The 24,720-nt window shown below is 39.0% G+C and carries 24 protein-coding genes; 12 read left to right on the plus strand and 12 right to left on the minus strand.

All coding sequences use genetic code 11. The annotated features are described in order from the left end of the window. Positions 1-88 precede the first annotated feature (88 nt). From B2906_RS02670 to B2906_RS02680, 3 genes are all read left to right on the plus strand, one after another. Positions 89-688, plus strand: a complete 600-nt coding sequence (locus B2906_RS02670) for an OmpH family outer membrane protein (RefSeq protein WP_091654317.1) — start codon at positions 89-91, stop codon at positions 686-688. Between the two features lie 97 nt (positions 689-785). Further along, on the plus strand, positions 786-1,757 hold the full coding sequence (locus B2906_RS02675; RefSeq protein ID WP_091653945.1) for a deoxyhypusine synthase family protein: 972 nt from the start codon (positions 786-788) through the stop codon (positions 1,755-1,757). A 2-nt stretch (positions 1,758-1,759) separates the two neighbouring features. Next, positions 1,760-3,382 (plus strand): OmpA family protein, encoded by a 1,623-nt coding sequence (locus B2906_RS02680; protein WP_219958755.1) that lies wholly within the window; start codon positions 1,760-1,762, stop codon positions 3,380-3,382. 79 nt (positions 3,383-3,461) lie between these two features. Here B2906_RS02680 and B2906_RS02685 read toward each other — a convergent pair whose 3' ends face one another. After that, on the minus strand, positions 3,462-4,922 hold the full coding sequence (locus B2906_RS02685) for a Gfo/Idh/MocA family protein (protein ID WP_219958756.1): 1,461 nt from the start codon (positions 4,920-4,922) through the stop codon (positions 3,462-3,464). A gap of 287 nt (positions 4,923-5,209) precedes the next feature. Here B2906_RS02685 and B2906_RS02690 point away from each other — a divergent pair, with 287 nt between their 5' ends. From B2906_RS02690 to B2906_RS02700, 3 genes are all read left to right on the plus strand, one after another. Beyond that, positions 5,210-6,817, plus strand: coding sequence for a beta-N-acetylhexosaminidase (locus B2906_RS02690; protein WP_219958757.1), 1,608 nt, complete (start codon positions 5,210-5,212; stop codon positions 6,815-6,817). Positions 6,818-6,980: 163 nt separating this feature from the next. Further along, positions 6,981-8,333: an alanine/glycine:cation symporter family protein gene (locus tag B2906_RS02695; RefSeq protein WP_219958758.1), complete on the plus strand. Its 1,353-nt coding sequence runs from the start codon at positions 6,981-6,983 to the stop codon at positions 8,331-8,333. Then, entirely contained in the window at positions 8,330-9,430 is a 1,101-nt protein-coding gene (locus tag B2906_RS02700; RefSeq protein ID WP_286935488.1) for a glycerate kinase, read from the plus strand. The genes B2906_RS02695 and B2906_RS02700 overlap by 4 nt, the downstream gene beginning before the upstream one ends. Before the next feature lie 45 nt (positions 9,431-9,475). Here B2906_RS02700 and B2906_RS02705 read toward each other — a convergent pair whose 3' ends face one another. The 6 genes from B2906_RS02705 to B2906_RS02730 all read right to left on the minus strand — a co-directional run bounded on the left by B2906_RS02705 (position 9,476) and on the right by B2906_RS02730 (position 12,050). Beyond that, a complete protein-coding gene (locus tag B2906_RS02705; protein ID WP_175557890.1) occupies positions 9,476-9,619 on the minus strand; it encodes a hypothetical protein in 144 nt (47 codons plus the stop codon). 80 nt (positions 9,620-9,699) lie between these two features. Further along, positions 9,700-9,891, minus strand: a complete 192-nt coding sequence (locus tag B2906_RS02710) for a hypothetical protein (RefSeq protein ID WP_091653931.1) — start codon at positions 9,889-9,891, stop codon at positions 9,700-9,702. A 56-nt stretch (positions 9,892-9,947) separates the two neighbouring features. After that, a complete protein-coding gene (locus B2906_RS02715) occupies positions 9,948-10,433 on the minus strand; it encodes a hypothetical protein (RefSeq protein ID WP_091653929.1) in 486 nt (161 codons plus the stop codon). 257 nt (positions 10,434-10,690) lie between these two features. Further along, a complete protein-coding gene (locus B2906_RS02720) occupies positions 10,691-11,047 on the minus strand; it encodes a response regulator (RefSeq protein WP_091653927.1) in 357 nt (118 codons plus the stop codon). 99 nt (positions 11,048-11,146) lie between these two features. Beyond that, positions 11,147-11,470: a DUF962 domain-containing protein gene (locus B2906_RS02725; protein ID WP_219958760.1), complete on the minus strand. Its 324-nt coding sequence runs from the start codon at positions 11,468-11,470 to the stop codon at positions 11,147-11,149. Between the two features lies 1 nt (position 11,471). Continuing rightward, a complete protein-coding gene (locus tag B2906_RS02730; RefSeq protein ID WP_219958761.1) occupies positions 11,472-12,050 on the minus strand; it encodes a DUF4136 domain-containing protein in 579 nt (192 codons plus the stop codon). 138 nt (positions 12,051-12,188) lie between these two features. On the opposite strand from B2906_RS02730, the gene B2906_RS02735 reads away from it, so the two are divergent. After that, the gene (locus tag B2906_RS02735; protein WP_091653922.1) at positions 12,189-12,671 is read left to right on the plus strand and encodes a deoxycytidylate deaminase; all 483 of its coding nucleotides are present in this window, start codon (positions 12,189-12,191) and stop codon (positions 12,669-12,671) included. Here the strand turns inward: B2906_RS02735 and murB are convergent. Beyond that, positions 12,668-13,681 carry a UDP-N-acetylmuramate dehydrogenase gene (gene murB / locus B2906_RS02740; RefSeq protein WP_286935489.1) on the minus strand — a complete coding sequence of 338 codons (1,014 nt, stop codon included), beginning with the start codon at positions 13,679-13,681 and terminating at the stop codon, positions 12,668-12,670. The two genes, B2906_RS02735 and murB, sit on opposite strands and share 4 nt — an antisense overlap. 69 nt (positions 13,682-13,750) lie before the next feature. Between murB and B2906_RS02745 the strand changes: the two genes are divergently transcribed. From B2906_RS02745 to egtD, 3 genes are read left to right on the plus strand one after another with little or no spacing between them, the layout of a single operon-like run. Further along, positions 13,751-14,695, plus strand: a complete 945-nt coding sequence (locus B2906_RS02745; protein ID WP_144605117.1) for a succinylglutamate desuccinylase/aspartoacylase family protein — start codon at positions 13,751-13,753, stop codon at positions 14,693-14,695. Positions 14,696-14,737: 42 nt separating this feature from the next. Beyond that, the gene (gene egtB / locus B2906_RS02750) at positions 14,738-15,883 is read left to right on the plus strand and encodes an ergothioneine biosynthesis protein EgtB (RefSeq protein WP_219958762.1); all 1,146 of its coding nucleotides are present in this window, start codon (positions 14,738-14,740) and stop codon (positions 15,881-15,883) included. Positions 15,884-15,888: 5 nt separating this feature from the next. Continuing rightward, positions 15,889-16,857, plus strand: a complete 969-nt coding sequence (gene egtD, locus B2906_RS02755) for an L-histidine N(alpha)-methyltransferase (RefSeq protein ID WP_219958763.1) — start codon at positions 15,889-15,891, stop codon at positions 16,855-16,857. Positions 16,858-17,020: 163 nt separating this feature from the next. On the opposite strand, the gene B2906_RS02760 is transcribed toward egtD, so the two are convergent. Next, on the minus strand, positions 17,021-18,751 hold the full coding sequence (locus tag B2906_RS02760) for a phospho-sugar mutase (protein WP_286935490.1): 1,731 nt from the start codon (positions 18,749-18,751) through the stop codon (positions 17,021-17,023). Between the two features lie 180 nt (positions 18,752-18,931). Between B2906_RS02760 and B2906_RS02765 the strand changes: the two genes are divergently transcribed. Together B2906_RS02765 and B2906_RS02770 are read left to right on the plus strand one after the other, a co-directional pair. Then, positions 18,932-19,729, plus strand: coding sequence for a hypothetical protein (locus B2906_RS02765; protein ID WP_219958765.1), 798 nt, complete (start codon positions 18,932-18,934; stop codon positions 19,727-19,729). An 11-nt stretch (positions 19,730-19,740) separates the two neighbouring features. After that, positions 19,741-21,564 (plus strand): glycoside hydrolase family 2 protein, encoded by a 1,824-nt coding sequence (locus B2906_RS02770; protein ID WP_286935492.1) that lies wholly within the window; start codon positions 19,741-19,743, stop codon positions 21,562-21,564. Between the two features lie 29 nt (positions 21,565-21,593). Here the strand turns inward: B2906_RS02770 and hppD are convergent, their stop codons facing one another. The 3 genes from hppD to B2906_RS02785 form a co-directional block, all read right to left on the minus strand. Then, positions 21,594-22,688, minus strand: coding sequence for a 4-hydroxyphenylpyruvate dioxygenase (gene hppD / locus B2906_RS02775; RefSeq protein ID WP_286935493.1), 1,095 nt, complete (start codon positions 22,686-22,688; stop codon positions 21,594-21,596). Positions 22,689-22,766: 78 nt separating this feature from the next. Further along, positions 22,767-23,768, minus strand: coding sequence for a 1-acyl-sn-glycerol-3-phosphate acyltransferase (locus B2906_RS02780; RefSeq protein ID WP_286935494.1), 1,002 nt, complete (start codon positions 23,766-23,768; stop codon positions 22,767-22,769). Then, positions 23,765-24,667 (minus strand): bile acid:sodium symporter family protein, encoded by a 903-nt coding sequence (locus tag B2906_RS02785; protein ID WP_219958769.1) that lies wholly within the window; start codon positions 24,665-24,667, stop codon positions 23,765-23,767. The genes B2906_RS02780 and B2906_RS02785 overlap by 4 nt, the downstream gene beginning before the upstream one ends. Positions 24,668-24,720: the final 53 nt, after the last annotated feature.

Below are 24,720 nucleotides of genomic sequence, written 5' to 3' on the forward strand. Positions count from 1 at the left end.
CTAAAAAAAGCTTTTTCAAAAAGGTCAGACCTTGGAAAATCAATACTTTCTTTATATTTGCGCCCTTGTCAACAATAAAATATACAAAGTGAAAAAAGGATTTAAATTCATAGGAGTACTTGGTTTTGCAACAGTGCTTTTTTACGCTTGTCAACCAAAAACTACAGAAAACACAACTGCAACAGCTTCAGGAGAGGCTGCTTCAATTTCTGATTTGAGTATTGCATATGTGTATACTGACAGTGTGATCAATCAATACGAGTTCTTCAAAAAGAAATCCGAAGAAATCACAGAAAAAGGAAAGAAGTTTGAAGGAGATCTTCAAAGCAGAGCTAGAGGTTTTGAGCAGGAGGTAGCTAATTTCCAGCAAACTGGTGGAAATATGACTCCTAACCAGCAAAGAGCAAAGCAGGAAGAGTTGGTAAAGAAAGAGCAAAACTTGATGACTTACAGAGATAATCTGATGCAAGAGCTTTCTGCCGATGAGTCTAATCTATATAGCGATGTTTATGACAAAGTTCAGAAATATCTAAAGAGCTATGCGGAGGAAAATAACATTGATTTGATTTTGAGCTACACTAGAGGTGGAGCAGTATGGTATGGAAAAGATGCTTTGGATGTAACCAAAGCCGTGATTGAAGGTCTGAATAAAGAGTACAATACTACGCCTGCTGATTCAGCCAAATAAGTATTTACTTATTGATATATCGAAACCCGGCTTAAGGTCGGGTTTTTTTGTACCCTATTTTTAGGTATTTTTGACGCCTAATTGATAAATCCAAGTAATGAAAATCACAGAATTTCTAAAGCACCACTACAGACATTTTAATGCAGCTGCCTTGATTGATGCGGCCGAAGGATATAAGACTCATTTGGAAGAAGGAGGGAAGATGATGGTTACCCTAGCAGGAGCCATGTCTACCGCTGAATTGGGTATTTCCTTGGCAGAAATGATTCGTCAAGACAAAGTCCAAATCATTACCTGTACAGGTGCCAACCTGGAAGAGGACGTTTTTAATCTGGTTGCTCACGATTATTATGAGAGAATCCCAAATTACCGGGAATTATCTCCTGCACAAGAGCAAGATCTTTTGGAGAGACACATGAACAGGGTTACAGATACTTGTATTCCTGAGATGGAAGCCATGAGAAGAATTGAAAATGTGATTTTGGAAGAGTGGATGAAAGCCGACCAGGCCGGTGAAGCATATTTTCCTCATGAATTTTTCTACAAAATATTGCTTTCCGGTAAGTTGGATGACTCTTTCCAAATTGATCCTAAGAATAGCTGGTTATTAGAAGCTGCCAAAAAGAACCTGCCTATCATAGTGCCAGGATGGGAAGATTCAACTTTGGGAAATATGTTTGCAGGTCATGTGATCTCCGGAGATGTAAAGAATGTACATACTGTAAGAAGCGGTATAGAGTATATGATGTTCTTAGCTGAGTGGTATACTCAAAATGCTACGGAAGAAAGTAAAGTTGGATTTTTCCAAATTGGCGGGGGAATTGCAGGAGATTTCCCAATCTGCGTGGTTCCGATGCTGCATCAGGACTTGCAACGTGATAATGTGCCTCTTTGGGGTTATTTCTGCCAGATCTCTGATTCTACTACTTCTTATGGATCATACTCTGGAGCAGTTCCCAATGAGAAGATTACCTGGGGTAAACTTGGTTTAGAAACTCCGAAATTTATCATTGAATCTGATGCAACAATTGTGGCCCCGCTGGTATTCGCCATCGTTTTGGGTCAATAATTATGAATAAGTTCAAGTCATTTTATGTGAAAGCAGGCAGTCTAGTATTGCTTGCTTTTTCTTTTTCCTCAGGCCTTTCTGCTCAAGCTATCCGAAGTTTGTCAGGAGCAAATAGTCCACAGGATGATCAAAATCCTGTTTGGATTGGAAATAATACGCTGCTCTTTACCAGAGCATTTCACCCAGATAATAAAGGTGGAATTACTGATCCCGGTGATATATGGATGAGTAAAAAAGATGAAAATGGGGAATGGTCAGAGGCCATTCACAGACCTGATCTCAGTACACCTGGCTATGATTTTCCCTTGGGTTTGGAGGATCTTCTGACTTTACTAGTATATCACAGAGATACTGAAAGGAATGGGGTTTATCAGTACTCCAAGTTTGGAACTGACTGGAATTTTCTGAGAAAAGTCAATGTGGAAGGAATTTCAGAAATGGAAGGAAACCTGACCGGTAGAGTTTCCAAAGGAGGAACTTTAATTTTTATTTCAGGGAAAAGAGCAGACAGCAGAGGAAATGAAGATATTTACCTAATACAAAAGGTTGGTACGATAGATTGGTCAAAGCCGGTTCATCTCGGAAATGTGATCAATACTCCAGGTCAGGAAATAAGTCCATTCTATAATCCTGACAGCAAGCTCCTTTATTTTTCATCAAACATGCAGGAAGGAGCACAGGGGAAAGATATTTTTATCTCCAAATCTTTGGACGGATCCCTTTCCAATTGGAGCCAGCCTAAAAGATGGGAACAAATCAGTTCTCCGGGATCTGAGGCTTCCATCACCTTTATTTCTGATGATGAAATAGTATGGACGAGTACACAAAACAGTGATGGATTTGCGGATCTTTTGACTTTCCAAAACCCAGAAAAATTAATTATTCCAGAGAATTTTGAGTCTCCGAGTGCGATTGTATTGAATCAAACAGAAGCTGAAGAAAAGGTAGAGATACAGGAGATTGTTCCTATTTATCCTTCAAGTTCCGTAGGATTTCCGGAAGTAAAAGTTCAGGAAAAATCTGTACCCGTGGATGAGCCCAATCTTTCTTGGTTGGTCATAGATGAAAATTCAAAATCCAGAATTTTGGATTATTCCTTATTCTCAAAAAAAGGTGCAGAATGGGGAATAGAAAACGGCCCATTAAAATTGAATGAATTAAAGAAGTCTGGAGTAACTGAGCTTCGATTCCAGGCAGCAAAATATTTCCCCGTTGCAATTCCTGTGGATCGGATTTTAAGTGGAGAACCAAATGTGATTTTGCTGAGAAAAGCGGCTCCCGGCAGTACCTTTACTTTGGAAAAAGTTGCTTTCAAAAGAGGCACAGCTGAACTAGAAGGAGTAGAAACGCTGGAGTTTTTGAATGAGATTGCAGAGTTTTTAATAGAAAACCCTGATCTGACAATCCGAATTAGTGGACATACTGATAATGCCGGTGATCCTGGATTAAATAAAGCCCTTTCCTTAGAACGAGCAGCAGCTGTGAGGGATTATTTGGTTGAGAAAGGTATTGAGTTTGAAAAATTAAGAATTGCAGGATGGGGTGGAACTCGCCCTGTGGCTTCCAATGCAACTGAAGCAGGAAGAGCAAAAAATAGAAGAGTAGAATTAACAGTAGAAAATTAGAAAAGGGGATATTCTTTAAAATAAAAAAGAGCGCTGGGCTTATTTAAAGTCAGCGCTCTTTTATTATAAATAAATGCTTCTAAAGTGTGTAATCCCCTCGATATTCCCGCTTTACAAATTGATTTGCTGGATCAAAATTGGTGATTTTCATATTTGGTCCATCCCAAACCAATTTGATTCCTCTGCCTGGGTAATCGAATTGATTGTCATTTCCTCCAGGTCTTGGTACTCTGTAGTCATAGGACCTAATTGCAAGATTTCCCATCAAAACAGATTCAGTCAATGGCCCTGCCACACTGAAAGGAGAACTCAATTGTTGATATTCTTTTGAGCCATAACCTCCGATACAAGCTTCTACCCAGTTTCTGTAATGCCCCCTGTCTCCATCCGGTACTCGGTACAATGTTTCAGGAACATTGATGTCTTTGGTTTTGGAAGTAGGTAATAGTTGTGGGTTGACCCCATATGTGGAGCACATCATTTTTCCTTTTGTTCCCTCGATAATTACTCCGTTGCCTCCGTCTCCCATTTGTTCGTTAGGCTCCAATTCCTCAGGTCTCGTTGGTTGAATACCTCCATCCATCCAGTGAAACTCTAGATCTTCTTTTCCAGGTCTGTCAAACCTTAATGTGATATGGGAAGAAGGAGGGCAGCTGTCTGGGAAGTATCCTCTTTGAAATTCACCTACGTAGACTGATCCTACTGAGCATTCTGCGGATTTAGGGTAGCCTAATCCTAAAACTCTAAATGGTGGCTCCATAATATGGCATGCCATATCTCCTAATGCACCTGTTCCATAATCCCACCAACCTCTCCAATTAAATGGAACCAGATTTCCTACATAATCTTTGTAAGGAGCTGTCCCAAGCCATAAATCCCAATCCAGATCGCTTGGAGGTGTCATGGGTTCATTGGGCCATGGAATACCTTGTGGCCAAACAGGCCTATTGGTCCAGGAGTAAACTTTTGTAGCTTCTCCAATCAACCCTGCATTATACCATTCTACCATTTTTCTGACACCGTCCCCAGAAGATCCCTGGTTTCCCATCTGGGTTACCACTTTGTACTTTTCTGCAGCCTGAGTCAACATTCTTGCCTCATAGATGTCATGAGACAGAGGTTTTTGAACGTAAACATGTTTTCCCATTTTCATGGCCATCATCGCCTGCACGGCATGCATATGATCCGGAGTAGACACTGTGACCGCGTCAATGTTTTTTTCCTCCTTTTCCAACATGACTCTGAAGTCTTTGTAATAAGGAGCTTTTGGATGTTGATCTCTTGCTCTTTGGGCTCTGGTATCGTCTACATCACATAAGGCAACTATCTCAGCCTTTTCACTTCTATATACTCCACTAACATCATTGTAGCCCATTCCTCCAACTCCAATTCCTGCTACTCTGAGTTTGTCACTAGGTGCCACAAAGCCCGGTCCGCCTAAAACATGTCTTGGTACAATATAGAATCCCGCCAAGGCTAAAGTTGAGCCTTTGAGGAATTCTCTTCTTGAATTAGTTTTTATCTCTTTTTTGTCTTTCATGGTTACTTGGGAAAATCAATAAAAGGTATGCTTATGTTCTTTATTTCAAGTGTAGTCTATTACTGATTGAGGAGGATAACTTTCAATGATCCAGAAAGCTCAAATCCATTTATATGATTTCAATTTAAAAAAATCATGGGGATACTGATTTTAATTTTTGAATAATGGAAAGGATTTGATGCAAAAGGCGCATTCATTCCCATATTCATCTTTTTCAAATAAATTTGATAAAAGGAAATGGATAAAAAAAATTTTTATTTAAGTTTACTCAAACCCAATCAATAATCATGAAAAAATTCAAACTGGCTTTCGCGATGTCAATCGTGCTGTTAGTGACTGCCTGCCAAAATCAAAAGGAATCATTAGATGCTGTGGGTATCATGCCCTTACCAGCGAGTGTGGTTCCTGCCTCGGGAAGCTTTCAGGTGAATGAATCGACTTCTATACAAATATCTGGTGCTGGAGAAGAACTTTCTTTCATCGCAGATTATTTAGCTCAGAAACTCCGTAATGCTACGGGTTTTGCGATCCCAGTATCTGGTGATGCTGGCTCTATTGTTTTGGACCTCAAATCAAATTCTGGAGATGAATCCTATGAATTGGAGATAGGAGAAGAAAAAATAGTCATATCCTCGAATGGAGCTTCAGGAATATTTTATGGTGTTCAAACCCTTCTACAAGCCTTTCCAGCTGAGTTATTAGCTCCTAATCCGAGCAATCAAACCTGGGAAGTACCTGCAGGGAAAATTGTAGACAAACCAGAGTATGCCTATAGAGGGTCTATGCTGGATGTTTCCAGACATTTTATGGGTGTTGAGGAAGTGAAGCACTATATAGATCTGATGGCCGAGCTAAAGTTAAACTATCTGCATTTACACTTAACCGATGATCAGGGTTGGAGAATTGAAATCAAATCCTGGCCTAAACTGACAGAAATAGGCGGAAGTACTCAAGTTGGAGGTGGAGAAGGTGGATATTATACACAGGAAGATTATGTGGATATAGTAAAGTATGCCTCTCAGAGGTTTATTACTATTGTCCCTGAAGTGGATATGCCTGGGCATACCAATGCTATTTTAGCTTCCTATGGTGAGTTGAATTCCGGGATCAATTTACCGGATGGTGATACAGAGACTGTTACCAAATCTGTCGAAAGAGCTGAGGGGGATTTAAAAAAGTCCAATATTATTAGAGAACCGGCTGAGCTATATACGGGAATTGAAGTAGGATTCAGCACTTTGGATACTGATCTGGAATTAACTTATCAATTGATTGATGACGTAGTAAGGGAGCTTTCAGCAATCACTCCAGGGCCTTATTTTCATATTGGCGGGGATGAGTCCCATGTAACCAAAAAAGATGATTATATCTATTTCATAGAGCGTGTTCAGGAGATAGTAAAGAGTCATGGTAAAACCAGCATTGGCTGGGACGAAATTGCCACCACTACTTTATTACCGGGGAATGTTGCACAATTTTGGGCTATGGCGGATAATGCTAAACTGGCTCAAGAGCAAGGAAATCAGGTATTAATGTCCCCTGCAAAAAAGGCTTACTTGGATATGCAGTATGATTCCACCACTAGAATAGGATTGCATTGGGCTGCCTATATTGAACTGGATTCTGCTTATCTATGGGATCCAGCCAATTACACTGAAGGAATCAGCAAGAAGGACATTTTAGGAGTCGAAGCGCCTTTATGGACTGAAACCGTGGTCAATAGAGATGATTTAGAATACCTGGTTTTCCCGAGACTGGCAGCAATTGCTGAGGTAGCTTGGACTCCAACGGAAAAAAGAAATTGGGAAAGCTTTAAAAAGCGAATTGCTATTCAAGGAAAAAGATGGGAATTGAGAGATATTAATTTCTATAAATCACCCAAAGTGGAGTGGTAGAAAAAACTAAAATTTGAGCCCAAGTTGAAATTATCAGCTTGGGTTTTTTACTTTTAGGAATAGTTCGAAAATCTAGGATTTTGAGGAAAATCGGCCTAATATGGTCCTTTTAAAATAAATTAGAAATGACAGAGTCATCTGTCTGATAAACAAAAAGATAAGAATGGGAGACATTATTATTTCCTTTGCAAATTGGATATGGGGTACGCCCATGTTGCTTTTATTGATGGGTGGCGGTATGATTTTGTTGTTTCACTCCGGCTTTGTTCCATTTCGGAAAATCGGACATGCCATCAGCCTTCTTAGAGGAAAATATGACGATGATCTGGCTCCAGGGCAGATTACCTCATTTCAAGCTCTTTCAGCCGCAATAGCCGCTACAGTAGGATTGGGGAATATCAGTGGCGTGGCAATAGCAATCAATATGGGAGGCCCAGGCGCCATTTTTTGGATGTGGGTTTCCGCATTCGTGGGAATGGCAACCAAATTTTATAGCTGTAGCCTTGCCATCATGTTTAGAGGAAAAGACACTGCCGGTGTGGTTCAAGGTGGTCCTATGTACGTGATAGAAGAGGGCATGGGGAAAAAATGGAAATTTCTCTCCATCATATTTTCAGTTGCCGGTGTAATAGGTCTTTTAGCAATTTTTCAGGCCAATCAATTATCTGCTGTATTCAGAGCTGTGATGCTTGAACCATCAGGAGTTCCTACAGGAGAAACGACAAGGTGGATAATCGGTATTTCTATGATGTTGCTTGTATCTATCGTAATTCTGGGAGGGATACAACGAATTGCTGTCGTGGCATCCAAGCTGGTTCCTTTTATGGTAGCCCTTTACTTTACAACGGTCTTGATTATTGTTGCAAAATATATTGGTGATGTTCCTGAAATGTTGGTTAGAATCGTAACCGATGCATTTACTGGAGAGGCGGCAGCAGGTGGTGCTGTTGGAGCAGTAATTATAACAGGAGCCAGAAGAGCTGCCTTTTCCAATGAAGCAGGTATTGGTACAGCCCCTATGGTTCACGGAGCATCCAAAAATAGAGAGCCTATTAGAGAAGGATTGATAGCGATGTTAGGTCCATTTATCGATACGATCGTGGTTTGTACTCTAACTGCTTTGGTTATTATGTTGACAGGTGTTTGGCAAAGTACAGAAGCTGATGGAGTAAGACTTACCTTGAATGCTTTTGAAACGGCCCTACCTGGAATCGGAAAATACCTACTAATGACTGCCGTACTAATTTTTGCACTTTCCACCATGTTCACCTATTCTTACTATGGTCATAAGTGTTTCAATTATCTTTTTGGGGCTAAAAAAGCTGACTTTTACAATTATTTCTATTTGATCACGATTGTAATGGGAGCTGTAGCTTCTTTGGAAGTGGTAGTCAGCTTGGTAGATGGAATGTATGCGATCATGGCAATTCCAACGATGATTTCCACCATATATCTGGCACCGAAAGTTAAAGCAGCTGCAAAAGATTATTTCGAAAGAATGAAAGCTGAAAAATGAAAGTCTTGATTGCCCCGAATGCTTTTAAAGGTACCTTAAGCGCTGAAGAGGCCGGGGCAATTATAGCTTCATTTTGCATTGATAAGTATGCTGGAGTTCACACTCAAGTTGTTCCTATAGGTGATGGAGGCGATGGAACCTGTAATCTTCTCAGTAAATTTTTAAATCTAGAGCAGGTAAATGCCTGGACTTTAGATCCAATTGGGAGACCAATGATAGGTTTTTTTGGTTTTGACAAATCCTCTAAAAAAGCATATCTGGATGTTTCAACAGCCTCTGGAATTGCATTAATAGCTGATAGTCAAAAAAATCCTTGGATAACTTCTACTTTCGGAACAGGGCTGTTGATTAAAAAAGCTATAGGGATGGGATCCAAGGAGATTATTCTTGGCTTAGGAGGGAGTGCTACAGTAGACTTGGGCTTGGGGATTCTTCAAGCTTTGGGATTTGTCTTTCTGGATCAAAATGGAAGAGAGATTCTACCATTCACTGATCGTGTGCAACAGGCAATCAGTCATATTCAAAGCCCAGTTCCCTTACCTAATATCCGCTTTACTTGCTTGTGTGATGTACGAAATCAATTTTTCGGGAATCATGGAGCTATTCCGGTTTTTGGCCCTCAGAAGGGTTTAAAACCTGGAGAATTGACTGCCTTTGAAACTTCCTCCGAAAAAAATGTTTCCCTACTATTTAGGAAAGCGAAAAAGGAGTTTGTAGATAAATCAGGATTTGGAGCGGCTGGAGGAATTGCTTTGGGCTTATCTGCGTTTTTTAATACGGATATTGAATTTGGTTCCCCCTATTTTTTTGAAAGAATAGGATTAGAAGATCTTATCAAAGAAAGTGATTGGGTGATTACGGGAGAGGGGAGATATGATGCTCAGTCGGAAGAGGGAAAGGCTTGTTTCGAACTTTTAAAACTTTGTCGGAAGCATGGTAAAAAATCAGTCTTGATCAGTTCCGGGGAGGAAGGAAAAAAAGCAGGGTTTGACCAGTTTATTAAGCTCGAAGATTTAAATTTTTCGTCCCATAGCTTGAAAAATGATGCTGAGAAAGCGCTATTAAAAAGTTTATCTCTTCAGTTAGACCTACAATAAAAAAAGGAGGCTAGGCCTCCTTTTAAATGTATAAATTTTGAATAATTAATCCTTCTTGCTTTTAGAGAATGTACTTCTAGCATCAATTGCGGAAAGTCCTGCACCTAATCCGATAAGAATGCAAACGATCAAAAGGAATAACTGAGCACCTGAAGCAATTGGTGAAGTGAATATATCAAGTAGAATCATAATTTTATTGGTATATAATGATGGCCCGAAGATACTTTCAAAGAAGGAAAATACCAACATAAAGGCACCACAATTATGGTTTAGTCTAAATCGTCTTCGAAATCATCTTCGAAGTCCTCGTCGAATTCATCGTCTTCGTCGAAGTCCATGATGTTGTCATCTACAAATTCATTTTCCTCATCGAGATCGTATTCGTCCTCGAAATCAGAATCGAAATCATCTTCGTCTTCGATATCATCGAAGTCATCGAAATCGTCGTCAAATTCCTCCATAGTTGTTTGTTAAAGGGTACTTAGTTTAGATTGCGCGAATTAAAATAAAATTTTATTTAGCTCAATGCATGCGAGATGAATTTTTTTTCATTTTGCACTAAGTCGAAAGCAGGCGTTTGCTTTTCCCATCTTTCTCTTAATACTTGAGCCCAAGTTTCTAAGTAAAGGATGACATCATTTTTTCTGTTTTGGGAAAGATTGTTTCTGACCTCAAACGGAAGTTTGGCTAAAACTTCGGGAGCTGATAATCTTTCCAAATGACCCAAATCATCTAATGTCAACCCATAACTCAGCATATTTTCTATAATCAAGTCAATAGGATAACCAGAGGTAGGACAAAACTCCAGAATCTGATCATTCCAATCTCCTGATCTTTCCATAGCAAATCGATGTATTTCGGCTTTTGACAAACTTGTCAATTCCTGAGCAAGATTCCCACAGTTGCAGGCACCCATGTGACCCCACTGATAGGCTGCTCCATTCTTCAACTTCTTCGCGGTTCTCTCTATAGCTGCTATTAGTTCGGCTTTAATCTCTTTCATGTGTTTAGAATTTGTTTTTCGAAGGTCACATGGAATCTCGCACATATTACAATCATCTCAGTGAGTGTCGTTCTCGTCGAGCTCGATTTCATCTGTTTATAGTTTGTTTTTTACAGATCAGATGGAATGCCCACAATAATTATCCTGCTTTGTGATATTTTTCCTTATGGGCATTTCATAAGGTTTAATTTACATAAAATTAAACTTATGAGAAGTTGAAAAGTTGGAGAAAAGGCAAAAAAAAATGACCCTGTGGGTCAGTTGAAGATGCTTTTGATGTATTTCTTAATAAGTGGCTTTGATAAATAATCTTTGACCACTTGATACTTGCTAGCTTTGTTGATATCTCTTTCATCAACCGAGCTGCTGAGGATATAAATTTCAGCTTCATTTTTTTGACTATCGAAATTATCGAGGAAATCCCAGCCTGTCATTTCAGGCATATTCAGATCTAAAAACAGATAATTTGGTCTGATTTGATAGATTTCATTGAGAGCAGTTTTGGCACTTTGATACTTAAAAAACTGACAGGGCTGCTTGACATTCTTGGAAATCAGCTTTTCAGTCACAAATGTGCTGATAGGGTCATCATCTATTAATACTATCGTTAACATCAAAATGCAAATATTTGCGCCTGAACTACATTAAAGCTATTACAAAAGTAATATACTTTTCAATCTTCGCAAATATATTGCCAAATAAATAAGACTGGTTTATATACTTTTTTTTGGATGAAATTTTTCTTTTCCAAGTAAAAGGTCAAAAAACAGTTTGAAATCAGAAATCAAGCTATAACCGGGATATTGAAAAGTAGCAGGTTTATTTTTTTCAAAGAAAAAATGTCCCACCCATGCAAAACCGTATCCTACAAATGGGATAGCTATGAGCCACAAATAATTTCCTGTCAAGATTGCGCTAAACAAAATCACAAATAGCAAGGCTGTACCAATGAAATGAAGGATCCTACAAGTTGGGTTTTGATGCTCTGAGAGGTAAAAAGGATAAAATTCATTCAAGGATTGATAGCGCTTTTCCATTTTATTTAGAGTTGATTAGTACGTCAGTTATAAATCTCTCAAGAATCTTGTCTGTAGTTTTCAGCACTTTTCTTTCCTTGAATTTAGCACTTTGAACCTCTGTAACACCAGTAAGGGTCATCAAAAACTTATCTTTTTTCGGATCAATAAAATCTACGATCACTTGAAGAAGCTCATAGCTACTGGATCTTACAGGTGTATTGAAAGAGGAGTAAGGATTGAAAGTCCAAGGATCCCAAACTCTATATCCCCAGAATGGCATAGGATAATTGAAATTATTGATTTCCCTCATTCTTTGGTCCTCGTTTGATGTGTATCGAATGACTAAATCAGGCTTAGTCCTGTCATATACCATGCCTTGAGCCTCTAGCGCCTCTCTCAAATGGTCCTGAACTTTCTCATCCAATAATTGCGCACTGAATCCTCGCATATTCACCTCTTGATTGATAATGACAAAGGATTTGTAGTTTGATACAGGAGCAATTTCTGTGTTCTCTTTGAAAATATCTATTGAACTACATGAGCATAGCCCAATGGCTAAAATGCAGACAAGGTGTACGGATATTTTAGATAAACTCATGAATATTTCTTTTTAGCTCAAAACGACTAAGCTGCTTAAAAGTTGAATATGTATAATATTTGACAAATTTTGGAAGGTTTCTGTTCCAATTTTGTTCCTACCTCACCTTAAGTAGTATTTTTGAGCAAATTATTAATTATGAGTAAACCCGATTTTGACGATATTTTTATGGAGTTGGCAGTAAACCTAGCCAAACGCTCTCATTGCATCAAAAAACACGTAGGCGCAGTTTTGACAAAGGACACCAGAATTATCTCCATCGGGTATAATGGTCCTCCTGCTGGTACGCACAACTGTGATGTTGAATTTCCAGAAAATGGTTGTGCGAGAGATAGCAAGGGGAGTTGTTCGCTAGCATTGCATGCGGAGCAAAATGCCATTCTTTATGCTGTAAAAAATAACACTTCAGTAGAAGGCTCTACATTGTATGTGACTTTAGCACCTTGCTTGCCCTGTGCCCGGATTATTTTCTCCATGGGGATCTCCAAAGTTGTGTACCTATTTTCCTATGCTGAATACAAAGGAATTGGGGTAGATGAAGGAGTTGAATTTTTGAAGAAATTTGGCGTTAGCGTAGAGCGTTATCAAAAAGAACTGGAGGTTCAGGATAGCCTGATTTAGAGAAAATTTACCTCTGGATGCAATTCCACTCCGAATTTTTCCCTAACTGAGTCACGGATTTCCTTCGAAAGCTCAGCAATTGCTTTTCCGTCACCATTGCCATGATTGACAAGTACCAAGGCTTGCTTGTCATGAACACCTATATTACCTACTCTTTTTCCTTTCCAGCCAGCTTTTTCTATCAACCATCCGGCTGCCAATTTCATACCCTCAGGAACTGGGTAGGCCGGGATTTCAGGGAATTCGCTTTTCAGTTTTTCAAAAAATTCTAAGTCTATTGTGGGGTTTTTGAAAAATGAGCCAGCATTTCCAATTTTCTTTGGATCTGGAAGTTTGGATTGTCGGATAGCAATCACCGCATCTGAGATAGCTTTAATGCTGAGGTCTCTGACTCCTTTTTCTGCTAAAACATCTCTAATAATGCCATATTCGGTATGAAATACGGGTTTTTTGGAAAGTTGGAATGTAACATAACAAATGACATAAACATCCTTTAATTTATGCTTGAAGACGCTTTCTCTGTATCCAAATTCACATTGCTCGGCATCAAAAGTTTCAACCTCTCCGGTAGATCTATTGAGGGCTCTAAGGCTATGAAATACATCTTTAAGTTCCACACCATAAGCTCCTATATTTTGCATGGGAGAAGCTCCAACTGTACCGGGAATAAGCGACAGGTTTTCTATTCCTGCCCAGTCATTCTGAATAGTGTACAGAACCCATTCATGCCAGTTTTCTCCAGCTCCAACTTCAACCAAAACATGATCCTCAGTCTCCTTTAGTAACTCAATTCCTTTGATTTCAATTTTGATAATCAAGGCCTCCAGATCCTCAGTCAATAAAATATTGCTGCCTCCACCAAGAAATATGGTTCCAAGCTCATTTCTTTTTGCATAAGCCAATGCTTCTTTCAAATCTAAAATGGAGCTAACGATGACAAAAAATCTAGCTTTTTTATCAATACCAAAGGTGTTGTAGGGCTGAAGGGAAATGTTTTCTTGTATCTTCATAGCGGAATCAAAGATGCGAAATAAAGAAGTTTTGTTTGGAATAGAAATTTATTATTCCTTTCCCTTACTATGAAAGAGTTTCAGATCAACGGTGTCAAGATCAGACAAGGTCAGGCAGTGAATATTGAATTGCCAATTGCAAAATTACCCACACATACATTAATTGATTTACCGATTTTCATCAGGTCTGCCAAAGAGGAGGGACCCGTAGTATTGGTTAGTGGGGGAGTTCATGGGGATGAAATCAATGGAATAATTACAGCCAAACGGATTTTGGAAGAGATAGACAATGGGTTGGAGTTACTGAGGGGTACGCTGATTATCATTCCTCTAGTAAACATCTATGGTTTTCTTTCAAATAGTAGAACCTTTCCAGATGGACGAGATTTAAATAGGAGTTTTCCCGGTAGCAAAAAGGGCTCTTTAGCTGGGAGAATAGCCTACATTCTTAATGAGCAAATTATTCCCCACATAGATTATGGAATTGATTTTCATACCGGTGGAAGAATGCTGACCAATCACCCCCAAATTAGGGTCGATTTTCAGGATAAAAAGGCGATTGAATTAGCCATGGCTTTCGGGACCCATTTTGTGGTTAATTCTAAGTTGATTGAGAAATCATTCCGAAAAGCTGCTTTTAAAGCCAAAAAGCATCTTCTGGTTTTTGAAGGCGGAGAATCCATGAGGATAGATGAATTGTCTACTGACGAAGGAGTTGCCGGAATCAAGCGTATGTTATTTCATTTGGACATGTTGGAAAGTGGTCCTGAAAAGAAGGAAACCGTTATTTTACAAAGTAGTGACTGGATAAGAGCACGATCTTCAGGGATTTTCAACTCCTCTGTTCGCTTGGGTGATGAGGTTAAAAAAGGTCAGGTTGTCGCTAGGATTTCAGATCCTTATGGACATATCAAAATCCCCATCAAAGCTCCCTCCAATGGATATGTGATAGGTATCAATAATCTTCCGGTAATTAATGTAGGAGAAGCACTGATTCATTTGGGGAAAGCCTAAGTATTTTTTTATATTAGAAAAACCAATAACTACCCGTTTTTAATGAGACTTTTAGACGATTACAGGAGGATTCGAACCCACTCGATTTACCTTTGCTCCGACTTGATTACTGAGGATTTTAGCCTGCAAGCGTCGGAAGAAGTAAGTCCGCCTAAGTGGCATTTGGCACATACTTCCTGGTTTTTTGAGCAATTTATTTTAATTAAATACGCTGAAAAATATAGGGTTAAACATCCTCATTTCAACTTTCTATTTAATTCTTACTACAATGCAATGGGGCAAAGAACTGCCAGAAATCAGCGTGGCTTGATCACGAGACCATCAGTAGAAGAGGTGAAAGAATACAGGAAATATGTGGATCAAGCCATGGAAGGATTGATTAGAAAAGATAATCCTGAGATTAATGAATTGATTATTCTTGGATTGAATCATGAGCAGCAGCATCAGGAGCTTTTGCTGACTGATTTGAAATACAGCTTTTGGTTTAATCCTTTGGATCCTATCGTCATGGATATTGATGAATATCCACATGAAGAAAAGACTAAGTGGATTGAGATGGATGAAGGAATTTACCAAATAGGTTACGAGGGTGATTCCTTTTGTTTTGACAATGAATTAGGCAGACATAAAGTTTATCTACATCCTTATGCTATCTCATCTGCATTGGTGACTAATGGAGAATATTTGGAGTTTATAAAATCTGGAGCTTATTCTGAGCCAAGATATTGGCATGATGAAGGTTGGGCTTGGGTGAAAGAAAATAATATTGAAGCCCCCTTATATTGGGAAAAACAAAATAATACATGGACCTATTATACTTTAAACGGGAGGAAGTTTCTGGATCCCAAAGCAAGTCTATCTCATGTAAGCTTTTATGAGGCATCAGCTTTTGCCAGTTGGAAAGGCATGCGTTTACCTACTGAATTTGAATGGGAAGCTGCTCAGGAAAAATTCAATTGGGGAAATAGATGGGAGTGGACCAACTCTGCCTACTTGCCTTATCCGGGATTTATCATAGCGCCAGGGGCATTAGGAGAGTATAATGGTAAATTTATGGTTAATCAAATGGTTTTAAAAGGTGCATCCGTGGCTACACCTGAAGGGCATTCAAGACCGACATATAGAAACTTTTTTCATCCTAAATACAGATGGCAGTTTATGGGCATTCGCCTAGCCAAATCACTTTAAAGCTTATGAATGAAATTAAAAATGCATCTGAAACTTTTCTTCAGGATGTAATCAATGGGTTAACACAAAATCCAAAATCTCTGTCCTCCAAATACTTTTATGATGCAGCAGGAGATAAGCTCTTTCAAAAAATCATGGGGCTTTCGGAATACTATTTGACCAGGAAAGAATTTGAAATCTTTGAAAATCAGCATGCTGCCATATTTGGAAAGATCTTGAGATACTCCCAGGATTTCAACTTGGTAGAACTAGGGGCCGGAGATGGAATGAAAACCAAAATCCTGCTTAGATATCTACGATCTAAGCCGGAAATCAACTTTACGTATTTCCCTGTTGATATTTCCGGTTCAGTTTTACAGGAATTAAAGGATAATTTGGAAAGAGAATTACCCGAAATAGATGTTCATCCCATTCAAAATACCTACAGAAATGCTATGAAGGAAAGAGTTTGGGAAAATGGAAAGCCTACGCTAATCTTTTTTTTGGGGTCTAATATTGGCAATTTCTCTTTGAATGAATCCAAAGATGTCCTTCTTCATGTAGCACAAGGTACCCAAACGCATGATTGGCTATTATTGGGAGTGGATCTAAAGAAAGATCCATCCATCATTTTGCAGGCTTACAATGATAAACAGGGCGTTACTAGAGATTTTAACCTCAATTTATTAAAAAGAATCAATAGAGAGTTGGATGCCAATTTTGATTTGGAGCAATTTACACATTGGCCGATGTATGATCCACTTACAGGGGAATGCAGAAGTTATTTGATTTCCCAAAAAGAACAATTGGTAACTATTGGTGCTGCCAATAAACTCATTCGATTTGAGGCTTTTGAACCTATTTTCACTGAAATAAGCAGAAAATTCAGTGAGTCCGAAATCAGTCAATTGGCTTCAGAATGTGGATTTAAAGTCGTGGACTTTTTTACTGATTCTGAAAATTACTTCACGGATGTCCTGTGGCAAAGGATATAAAAAAGAGGTTGTCTAAAAAGTGCAATTTGTCACATTGAGCGAAGTCGAAATGTAGGCCACAACGATAGGAATGGCCTTCGACTCCCTGCCTGCGACAGGCAGGCGCTCAGGCTGACATTAGAACTATTTATGAGACAGTCTCTTTTTTATAATCAATGGCTTATTAAGAAAAATAGCGCTTTAATCCTTCCAGTTTATCTTCTAACTGAGACTCTACCTTTCGGTAATCTGATGTACTTGCCAAAGGGGAATGAACAGAGAAGTAATATTTGATTTTGGGCTCCGTCCCTGAAGGCCTAGCTGATATCTTACTTCCGTCTTCTAAGTAAAACTGCATTACATTGGAGGAATCCATATCCAACTTTTCTGTCTTACCAGATTTGACATGTTTGATTATGCCTTCCTTTACATCAATGATTTTTTCTACGGACACTCCATTCATTTCTTTCGGAGGGTTGAGTCTGAAATCCATCATCAAAGCCTGGATTTGTTCTGCTCCATCTTTTCCCTTTTTGGTTACAGAAATCAAAGCTTCTTTATAGAATTCGAATTGCTGGTAAACTTCTGCAAGCACATCAAAAACTGATTTTCCTTGAGTTTTGTAATAGGCAATCGCTTCAGCAACCATCGCGCAGGCACTTACTCCATCTTTATCTCTCACGAAGTCTCCTACCAAATAGCCATAGGACTCTTCCCCACCACCAACGAAGGTTTCTTTTCCTTCCAACTCACGGATAATAGCTGCAATATTTTTAAAACCTGTTAAAACATTAAAGCATTTCACACCGAAGCCCTCTGCTAAGCGATTGATTAGCTCTGTGGTTACAATGGTATTCACCATAAATTGATTTCCATCCAGCTTTCCAGCATCTTTCCATTTGCTGAGGAGATAGTAGGTAAGTAGAGTACCGGTTTGATTACCATTGAGCAATTCAAACTCGCCTTTTTCATTAGGTACTACAGCCGCATATCTATCTCCGTCTGGATCACATGCCAAAATCAGATCAGCATTGACCTTCTTTCCTAACTCCACAGACAATGTCAAAGCTTCAGCTTCCTCAGGGTTAGGATAGATTACAGTTGGGAAAGTCCCATCTGGCTCAGCTTGCTCTTTGACTATATTTACATTCGAGAACCCAAAGGTTTTTAGGGCTGCTGGCACCATTTTTCCTGAAGCCCCATGAATAGGAGAAAACACGATAGATAAATCCTTCTGAGCTTGAATCGCCTTTGGAGATAAACTCAATCCTTTGACTTTATCCAGATAAATTTGATCAAAACCCTCTTCTATGTATTCAAATAGATCATCATTCTTATCCCAGTTTACCAAATCAAAAGAGGTGATTTTCTGAACTTCCTTGATGATATTTTTATCATGGGGTGCTACGACTTGTGCTCCATCTTCCCAATATGCCTTATAGCCATTGTACTCCTTTGGATTATGGGAAGCTGTAATCATCACGCCACTTTTGCATGAAAAATGCCTCACAGCGAAAGAAAGCATTGGGGTCGGTCGCATTTCCCGGAAGTAATACACCTTGATGCCGTTGGCTGTTAAAACATCGGCAGTGGTTTTAGCGAAAAGAGTATTATTGATCCTGCTGTCATGGGTGATCGCAACAGCTATATCTTCATTGGGAAAGCATTTTATTAAATAATTGGCCAAGCCTTGGGTAGCCATCCCAACGGTGTAGACATTCATTCGGTTGGTTCCAACTCCCATTAACCCCCGAAGTCCCCCTGTACCAAACTCTAGGTCTTGGTAAAAGGAATCAATAAGTTCAGTTGGATTCTCTGTCTGAAGCTTTTTAATAGCATCTTTTGATTTCTGGTCTATGTTACCATCGAGCCATGCCTGTGCCCGCACTAAGATTGAAGGGTCTATAGAAGTCATTTTTTTTAAAAATTATAGCTTGATTCTAAGATATGGAAAATGTGAAAAAATGCCATTTAATTTTTGAAATTGATCGAAACATAGCCTGTCTATAAGAATGAAAAACGCCTCCTAATTTTTAAATGGATAGATAAAGTTTAATTTAGAGTCTGAAATAGCTTCACCCAAATGAATTACTTAATGGCAAAAGCCTCAAAACTTTATTTCGTTTTATTTTTAATCATGTTTGCTTCTTTTACTGCAAAGGATTTAAAAGAAGAGGAAACTATTGTTGTTAGGGAATCTACAGTGGATCTTCAGATTCGTGTAGGAGAAAAAATATTTGTCTTCGGAAAAGCGAATGGGAATTTGGAAAAAGTCAAGGTGGGTATGAATGTGCTCACATTTGTTCAAGTTCCAAAAATCGAAGGAGTCAGTAGTACCTATCAGAATTTTACCTGGAAGAGAAATTCCAACGGTAGTATACAAATCCAATCTAATTATAAACCAGGACCTGTTACTTTAACTTGGACTATATTTTCCAATGGTCAATTGAAAATGGAAGCCAATGGATATATAGACCAAACTCAAGATCTTATCGGGCTTAGTTTTGATTACCAAGTTTCTCAATTGAAAGAGGTAAGTTGGCTAAATTCGAAAAATTTGAGCGGAAGCTTTTTTCTAGAAAATGAGGCTAATGATGCTGCTATGGACGGTAAAAATATTTTGGAACTTCCTGAATTCCATAAAGTTAAATTGAATTTCGAATATGTTGGGGTGGAGATAAAATCGGAAAACCCAAGTATTGAACTCAATATGGGGCCGGTTTCTAAAGATGATCTAATGGGTTGGCAATCTGATATTAGCTTTCTGTCGATAGGTAAAAGAGAGCTGGCAAAAGAAAATATTTTGAGTGCTCCAGGTAAAGATTCTGAAAATTTAAAAACAAATACAGACAGAAAAATTGGACCTATGATACTATGGTTTGATTTTCACTAAACAATCCACCTATGCGTTCTAGTCTTTTTTTGATTTTATTGTTTTGTTATACATATGCCTTTGGGCAGGCTAATTTTTTAAAGACTCCCTGGACGGATCAAGTGAGTTCCGAGGCACCTCTACAGGATTATCCAAGGCCTCAATTAGTCCGTTCAGAATGGCAAAATCTTAATGGACCTTGGGATTATAGCATTCTTCCAAAAGGAAGTCTGCCGGAGATTGGGTTTGCTGGAAAAATCACAGTGCCTTTTCCTGTAGAATCTTACTTGTCTGGAGTGCAGGAGCCCGTTGGCCCAGATAATGAAATTTGGTATCAAAAAGATTTCGAATTGGCTCTTAAACCCAATAAGAAAAGGATACTGCTTCATTTTGGAGCTGTTGACTGGGAGTCAGAAGTTTGGGTAAATGGCAAATCTCTTGGGATACATAGAGGAGGATTTGACTCATTTTCCTATGATATTACAGATCATTTGGAGCCAGGAAAAAAACAGCAAATCAGAGTTAGAGTGTGGGATCCAAGTGATTCCGGTCCACAGCCAAGAGGAAAGCAAGTTAAAAACCCAAGAGGAATTTGGTATACACCGGTCACTGGAATTTGGCAAACCGTATGGTTAGAGTCCGTTCCAAGATCTTATATCTCCGAGACTTTCTCTGTTTCTAATTTGGAGCAAAAAACACAAGTTTTTCATACCAGTGTAAAGGAATCTAAACCCGGGCAGAAGGTTGAAATTCAATTGACCAATCAAGGCGTGCTAATTGCCTCTGGGTCCAATTCTGTTGGCGAACCTATCCAACTGAAATTGGAAAATCCAATTCCATGGTCTCCTGAGCAACCACACTTGTATGACGTTAAAATCAAATTACTTGAGGGGAGCAAGGTCATTGATGAAGTCAGTTCATATGCCGCTTTTAGAGAGGTCAAAATGGCTAAAGCTCAAGACGGGCATCAGCGAATTTTCTTAAATGGAGAAGCCTTATTTCACTATGGACCTTTAGACCAAGGCTGGTGGCCGGATGGATTGTATACCGCGCCAACCGATGAGGCTTTAGCTTTCGATATAGAGAAAACCAAAGAAATGGGCTTCAACATGATTAGGAAACATGTGAAGGTGGAGCCTGCCAGATGGTATTACCATGCCGACAAATTAGGAATGCTAGTTTGGCAGGATATGCCATCTGGAGACATGGGAAATAAATGGGAAATAAGGCCTGGAGTGATTCGGGAAGGTACTTCCAAAGAAAGAAATGAGGAGTCTGAATCAATTTTTAAAACTGAGTGGGCTGAAATCATTCAAGAGTTTAAATTCTTCCCTTCTATTGTGGTTTGGGTTCCTTTTAATGAAGCATGGGGCCAGTTTAAAACCGCTGAAATCGTAGATTTAACTAGAAAATTGGATCCAACCCGCTTGATAAATTCTGCCAGTGGGGGAAATTTTGAATGGGAGAATCCTAAGGAGGCCGACTTGCTGGGAGATATTCTGGACTTACACAATTACCCAGATCCTGTTATGCCAGATCCAGCCTTATTCGGTGAGAAAAATATATTGGTTCTGGGGGAATTTGGAGGTTTGGGATTGCCGCTTGATGGTCATACTTGGCAAAATCGGGATAATTGGGGCTATCAGAGCTTTTCTGATCAAGCAGAGCTTTTTGCCCGGTACAGTCTTTTGATGGAGGATCTTAAAAAATTAATTCCAAAAGGATTAGCTGCGGCCATTTATACCCAAACAACAGACGTTGAAGTAGAAGTAAATGGGTTAATGACTTATGATAGACAGGTATTCAAATTTGACCTGAATGCTCTAAAGAAATTACACAGTGAACTGTATCGATAAAAAAAGCCAGCTAAAATGCTGGCTTTTTTTTAAAGATTTCCTCTAAGTTCTTGCTCTCGTTCTATTGCTTCAAACAAAGCTTTGAAATTACCTTTCCCGAAAGAAGTTGCTCCTTTTCTTTGGATAATTTCAATGAAAAGAGTTGGTCTGTCTTGAAGTGGTTTGGTAAAGATTTGAAGTAAATATCCTTCATCGTCTCCGTCTACCAAAATATTGAGTTTTTTCAAGGGTTTGATATCTTCATCAATAGCTCCAACTCTATCTAATAAGTCATCGTAGTAGGTTGCCGGAACCTCCAAGAATTCAACTCCTCTTTTTCTCAATTCACCTACTGTGTGAATAATATCATCGGTAGCAATAGCCATATGCTGTACTCCCGGTCCATTGTAGAAATCCAGATACTCTTCGATTTGGGACTTCTTCTTTCCTTCGGCAGGTTCGTTGATTGGAAACTTGATATAGCCATTTCCATTAGAAACTACTTTCGACATCAAAGCTGAATACTCTGTAGAAATGTCTTTATCATCAAATGTAACCAAGAGCTTAAAGCCCATCACATTTTCATAGAATTCTACCCAATGGTTCATTTCTCCCAGCTCCACATTTCCCACGCAGTGGTCAATATGAAGTAGGCCTATGGATTCTGACTGATAGGTGCTTTTCCTCGGGATAAAGCCTGGCATGAAGATGCCTTTATAATTTTTTCGCTCTACGAAAGTGTGAACAGTATCCCCATAAGTTTTTATTGAGGCTACTTTAACTTCCCCATGTTCGTCTGTAAAAGTTCTCGGCTCATCAGCTGAAACAGCACCTCTGGAGGTAGTTTCGTACCATGCTTTCTCTGCATCATCCACCCATAAGGCCAATACTTTAACTCCATCACCATGCTTTTTGATGTGCTCGGCAATGTAATGGTCAGATTTGAGAGGAGAAGTCAAAACCAATCTGATTTTTCCCTGCTTCAATACATAGGAAGCTCTATCTCTGTAGCCTGTTTCCGGACCGGAATAAGCTATTAATTCGAAGCCAAAAGCATATTGATAAAATAAAGCAGCTTGCTTGGCATTGCCTACATATAATTCGACATAATCAGTCCCATTAATGGGCAAGAAGTCTTCACTCATGATAAGTTATGTTTGGGTTTTACAAAGAGTTGCTCAAAGTTAATGATTCCTCCAAATACTATTTGGTATCATTTCAACTTATTCTTGCGGGTTCTTGTTCCATAGGAGACTTATCCAGGCCATGATCAGAAAGGAAAGGGCCCAGCTTCCCAAAGGGCTCTCCAGTGCAAGAATAAGAAGCAAAAGGTAATAAATAGGGGCTAAGAAGAAACCTATCAAAAACTTAAAGGTGGATTCAAAAACCCGATCTTCAATTTTAGGACTGATAGAAAGCCAAATCCAATAGAGAGGAAAATGGAAAACTTTCATCAGTTTATTTTTGATAGGAGAGGGGCTGTCTACGGACTCGATAACTTTCCCCTTATCCAAAAACTCATTCACGGCATTTTTGGAAGTGACATCTACTCCTGCGTCAAGGATCTTTTGTAAATTTTCATCATACCCTTCGTCAGGTATTTCTACCACCATGGATTGGAGAGTTTCTTGCACTTTCTTAGTCAGTAAGCCTGATTTGGAAGGAGGCATATCCACAGGAATTGGCTTTCCAAAATCGATTCTTACTAAACTTCCTGATTTTTTATGGGCACTAAACTCCAATGCAACAGGCAAAATCAATGGCTCTAATTGAGGGTATTTTTCCTTGAGCCCAAAAGCCATCCGGGTAAAGCCCTTACTCAAAGTCCTGACATTTCGCACAATGCTATGGCTACCTTCAGCAAAGATTACCACAGTTCCATTTTTTTTCAACACTTCAAAAGTGGCTTCAAAAGTTTGTTGATTTTGCTGAATAGTAGAAAAGCCATCTCTGACTCTATATACAGGCAGCATTCTGATATAGTGAAGGATTTTGGATACCATGGGGTTTTTAAACACGGCAGCCCTAGTCAAAAACCAAGGTTTCAAATTGGTATGAGTAGCTAATAAAAGTGGATCTATGAGTGCATTTTGGTGATTAGCAACTAGGATCACTGGTCTGTTTTTAGGGATGTGCTCCTTACCTGAAACTCTAATCTTATTGAAGTATAGGCGTAGGGCGATTTTTACCAATAACCTTAAAATCGCATTAAAAAGATTTTTCATTTTCTAGATTTCCATAAACTGGCAACAAGCATTCCTGAAATCAAATGCCAAATTCCCCATAAGGCCGTGATGATAGCCATTCCTCCAAGGCCTTCAAAGTACGTAAAAATTAAAACTAGCCCCAAGCCGGAATTTTGAATTCCTGTTTCGATGGTTAGTGTTTTGACATCGGGCAAAGGAAGTTTTCCCAATTTTGCTGTAAGGAATCCTGTAGTCAAGGCAAGCAAATTATGAGCAAAAACCCAAAGGAAGATGATTGAAATATATTGAAGGAATATTTCAAAATTACCCGCAAAAGCCAAAACTATAAAAGCTCCAAATATCACAATACTTAAAGGCTTGAGAATTTTTTCTGCTTTTCTAGCAAACTCAGGGAAGTAGCTTCGGGTTAGAATCCCTAATACCAGTGGGAGACCTAGAATCAATGAAATGGTGATGAAAACATCAGTGACATCCAAGCTAATTGCTTTTAAAAGAGTAGAGGTTGGTTCGTAAAAACCTGCCCATAGCGAAAAATTCAGAGGGGTGATCAGAATTGAGGCTAGTGTTGAAAAACCAGTCAAACTAACAGATAATGCTGTATTTCCCTTTGCCAAACTGCTTAGAAAATTAGACACATTTCCACCGGGACAGGCTGCAACTAGAAACATACCCAAGGCCACACTTGGAGGAGGTTGAATGGCTAGTATAAGAAGCCATGTCATGAAAGGAAGTAGAAGAAATTGAGAAAGAAGTCCTAGGAAAAATGGCTTGGGATTCTTCATTAGATATTTGAAGTCCTCAAACCTTAAATCCAAGGCTACTCCATACATAATCAAGGCTAAAGCAAGATTTAAGGCGAGTAAATCCTTGGGAGAAAAATTTAAACGGATGGCGTCAAGAATCTCGGGTGAATTCATTAGCCCTAAAATTCATCCAATCTCGAGAAAAAGCAAACAATTATTTTGAAAGG

Origin of the sequence: Algoriphagus sp. UBA3586 (genome assembly GCF_002376385.1) — a bacterium.
GTDB lineage: Bacteria > Bacteroidota > Bacteroidia > Cytophagales > Cyclobacteriaceae > Algoriphagus > Algoriphagus ornithinivorans.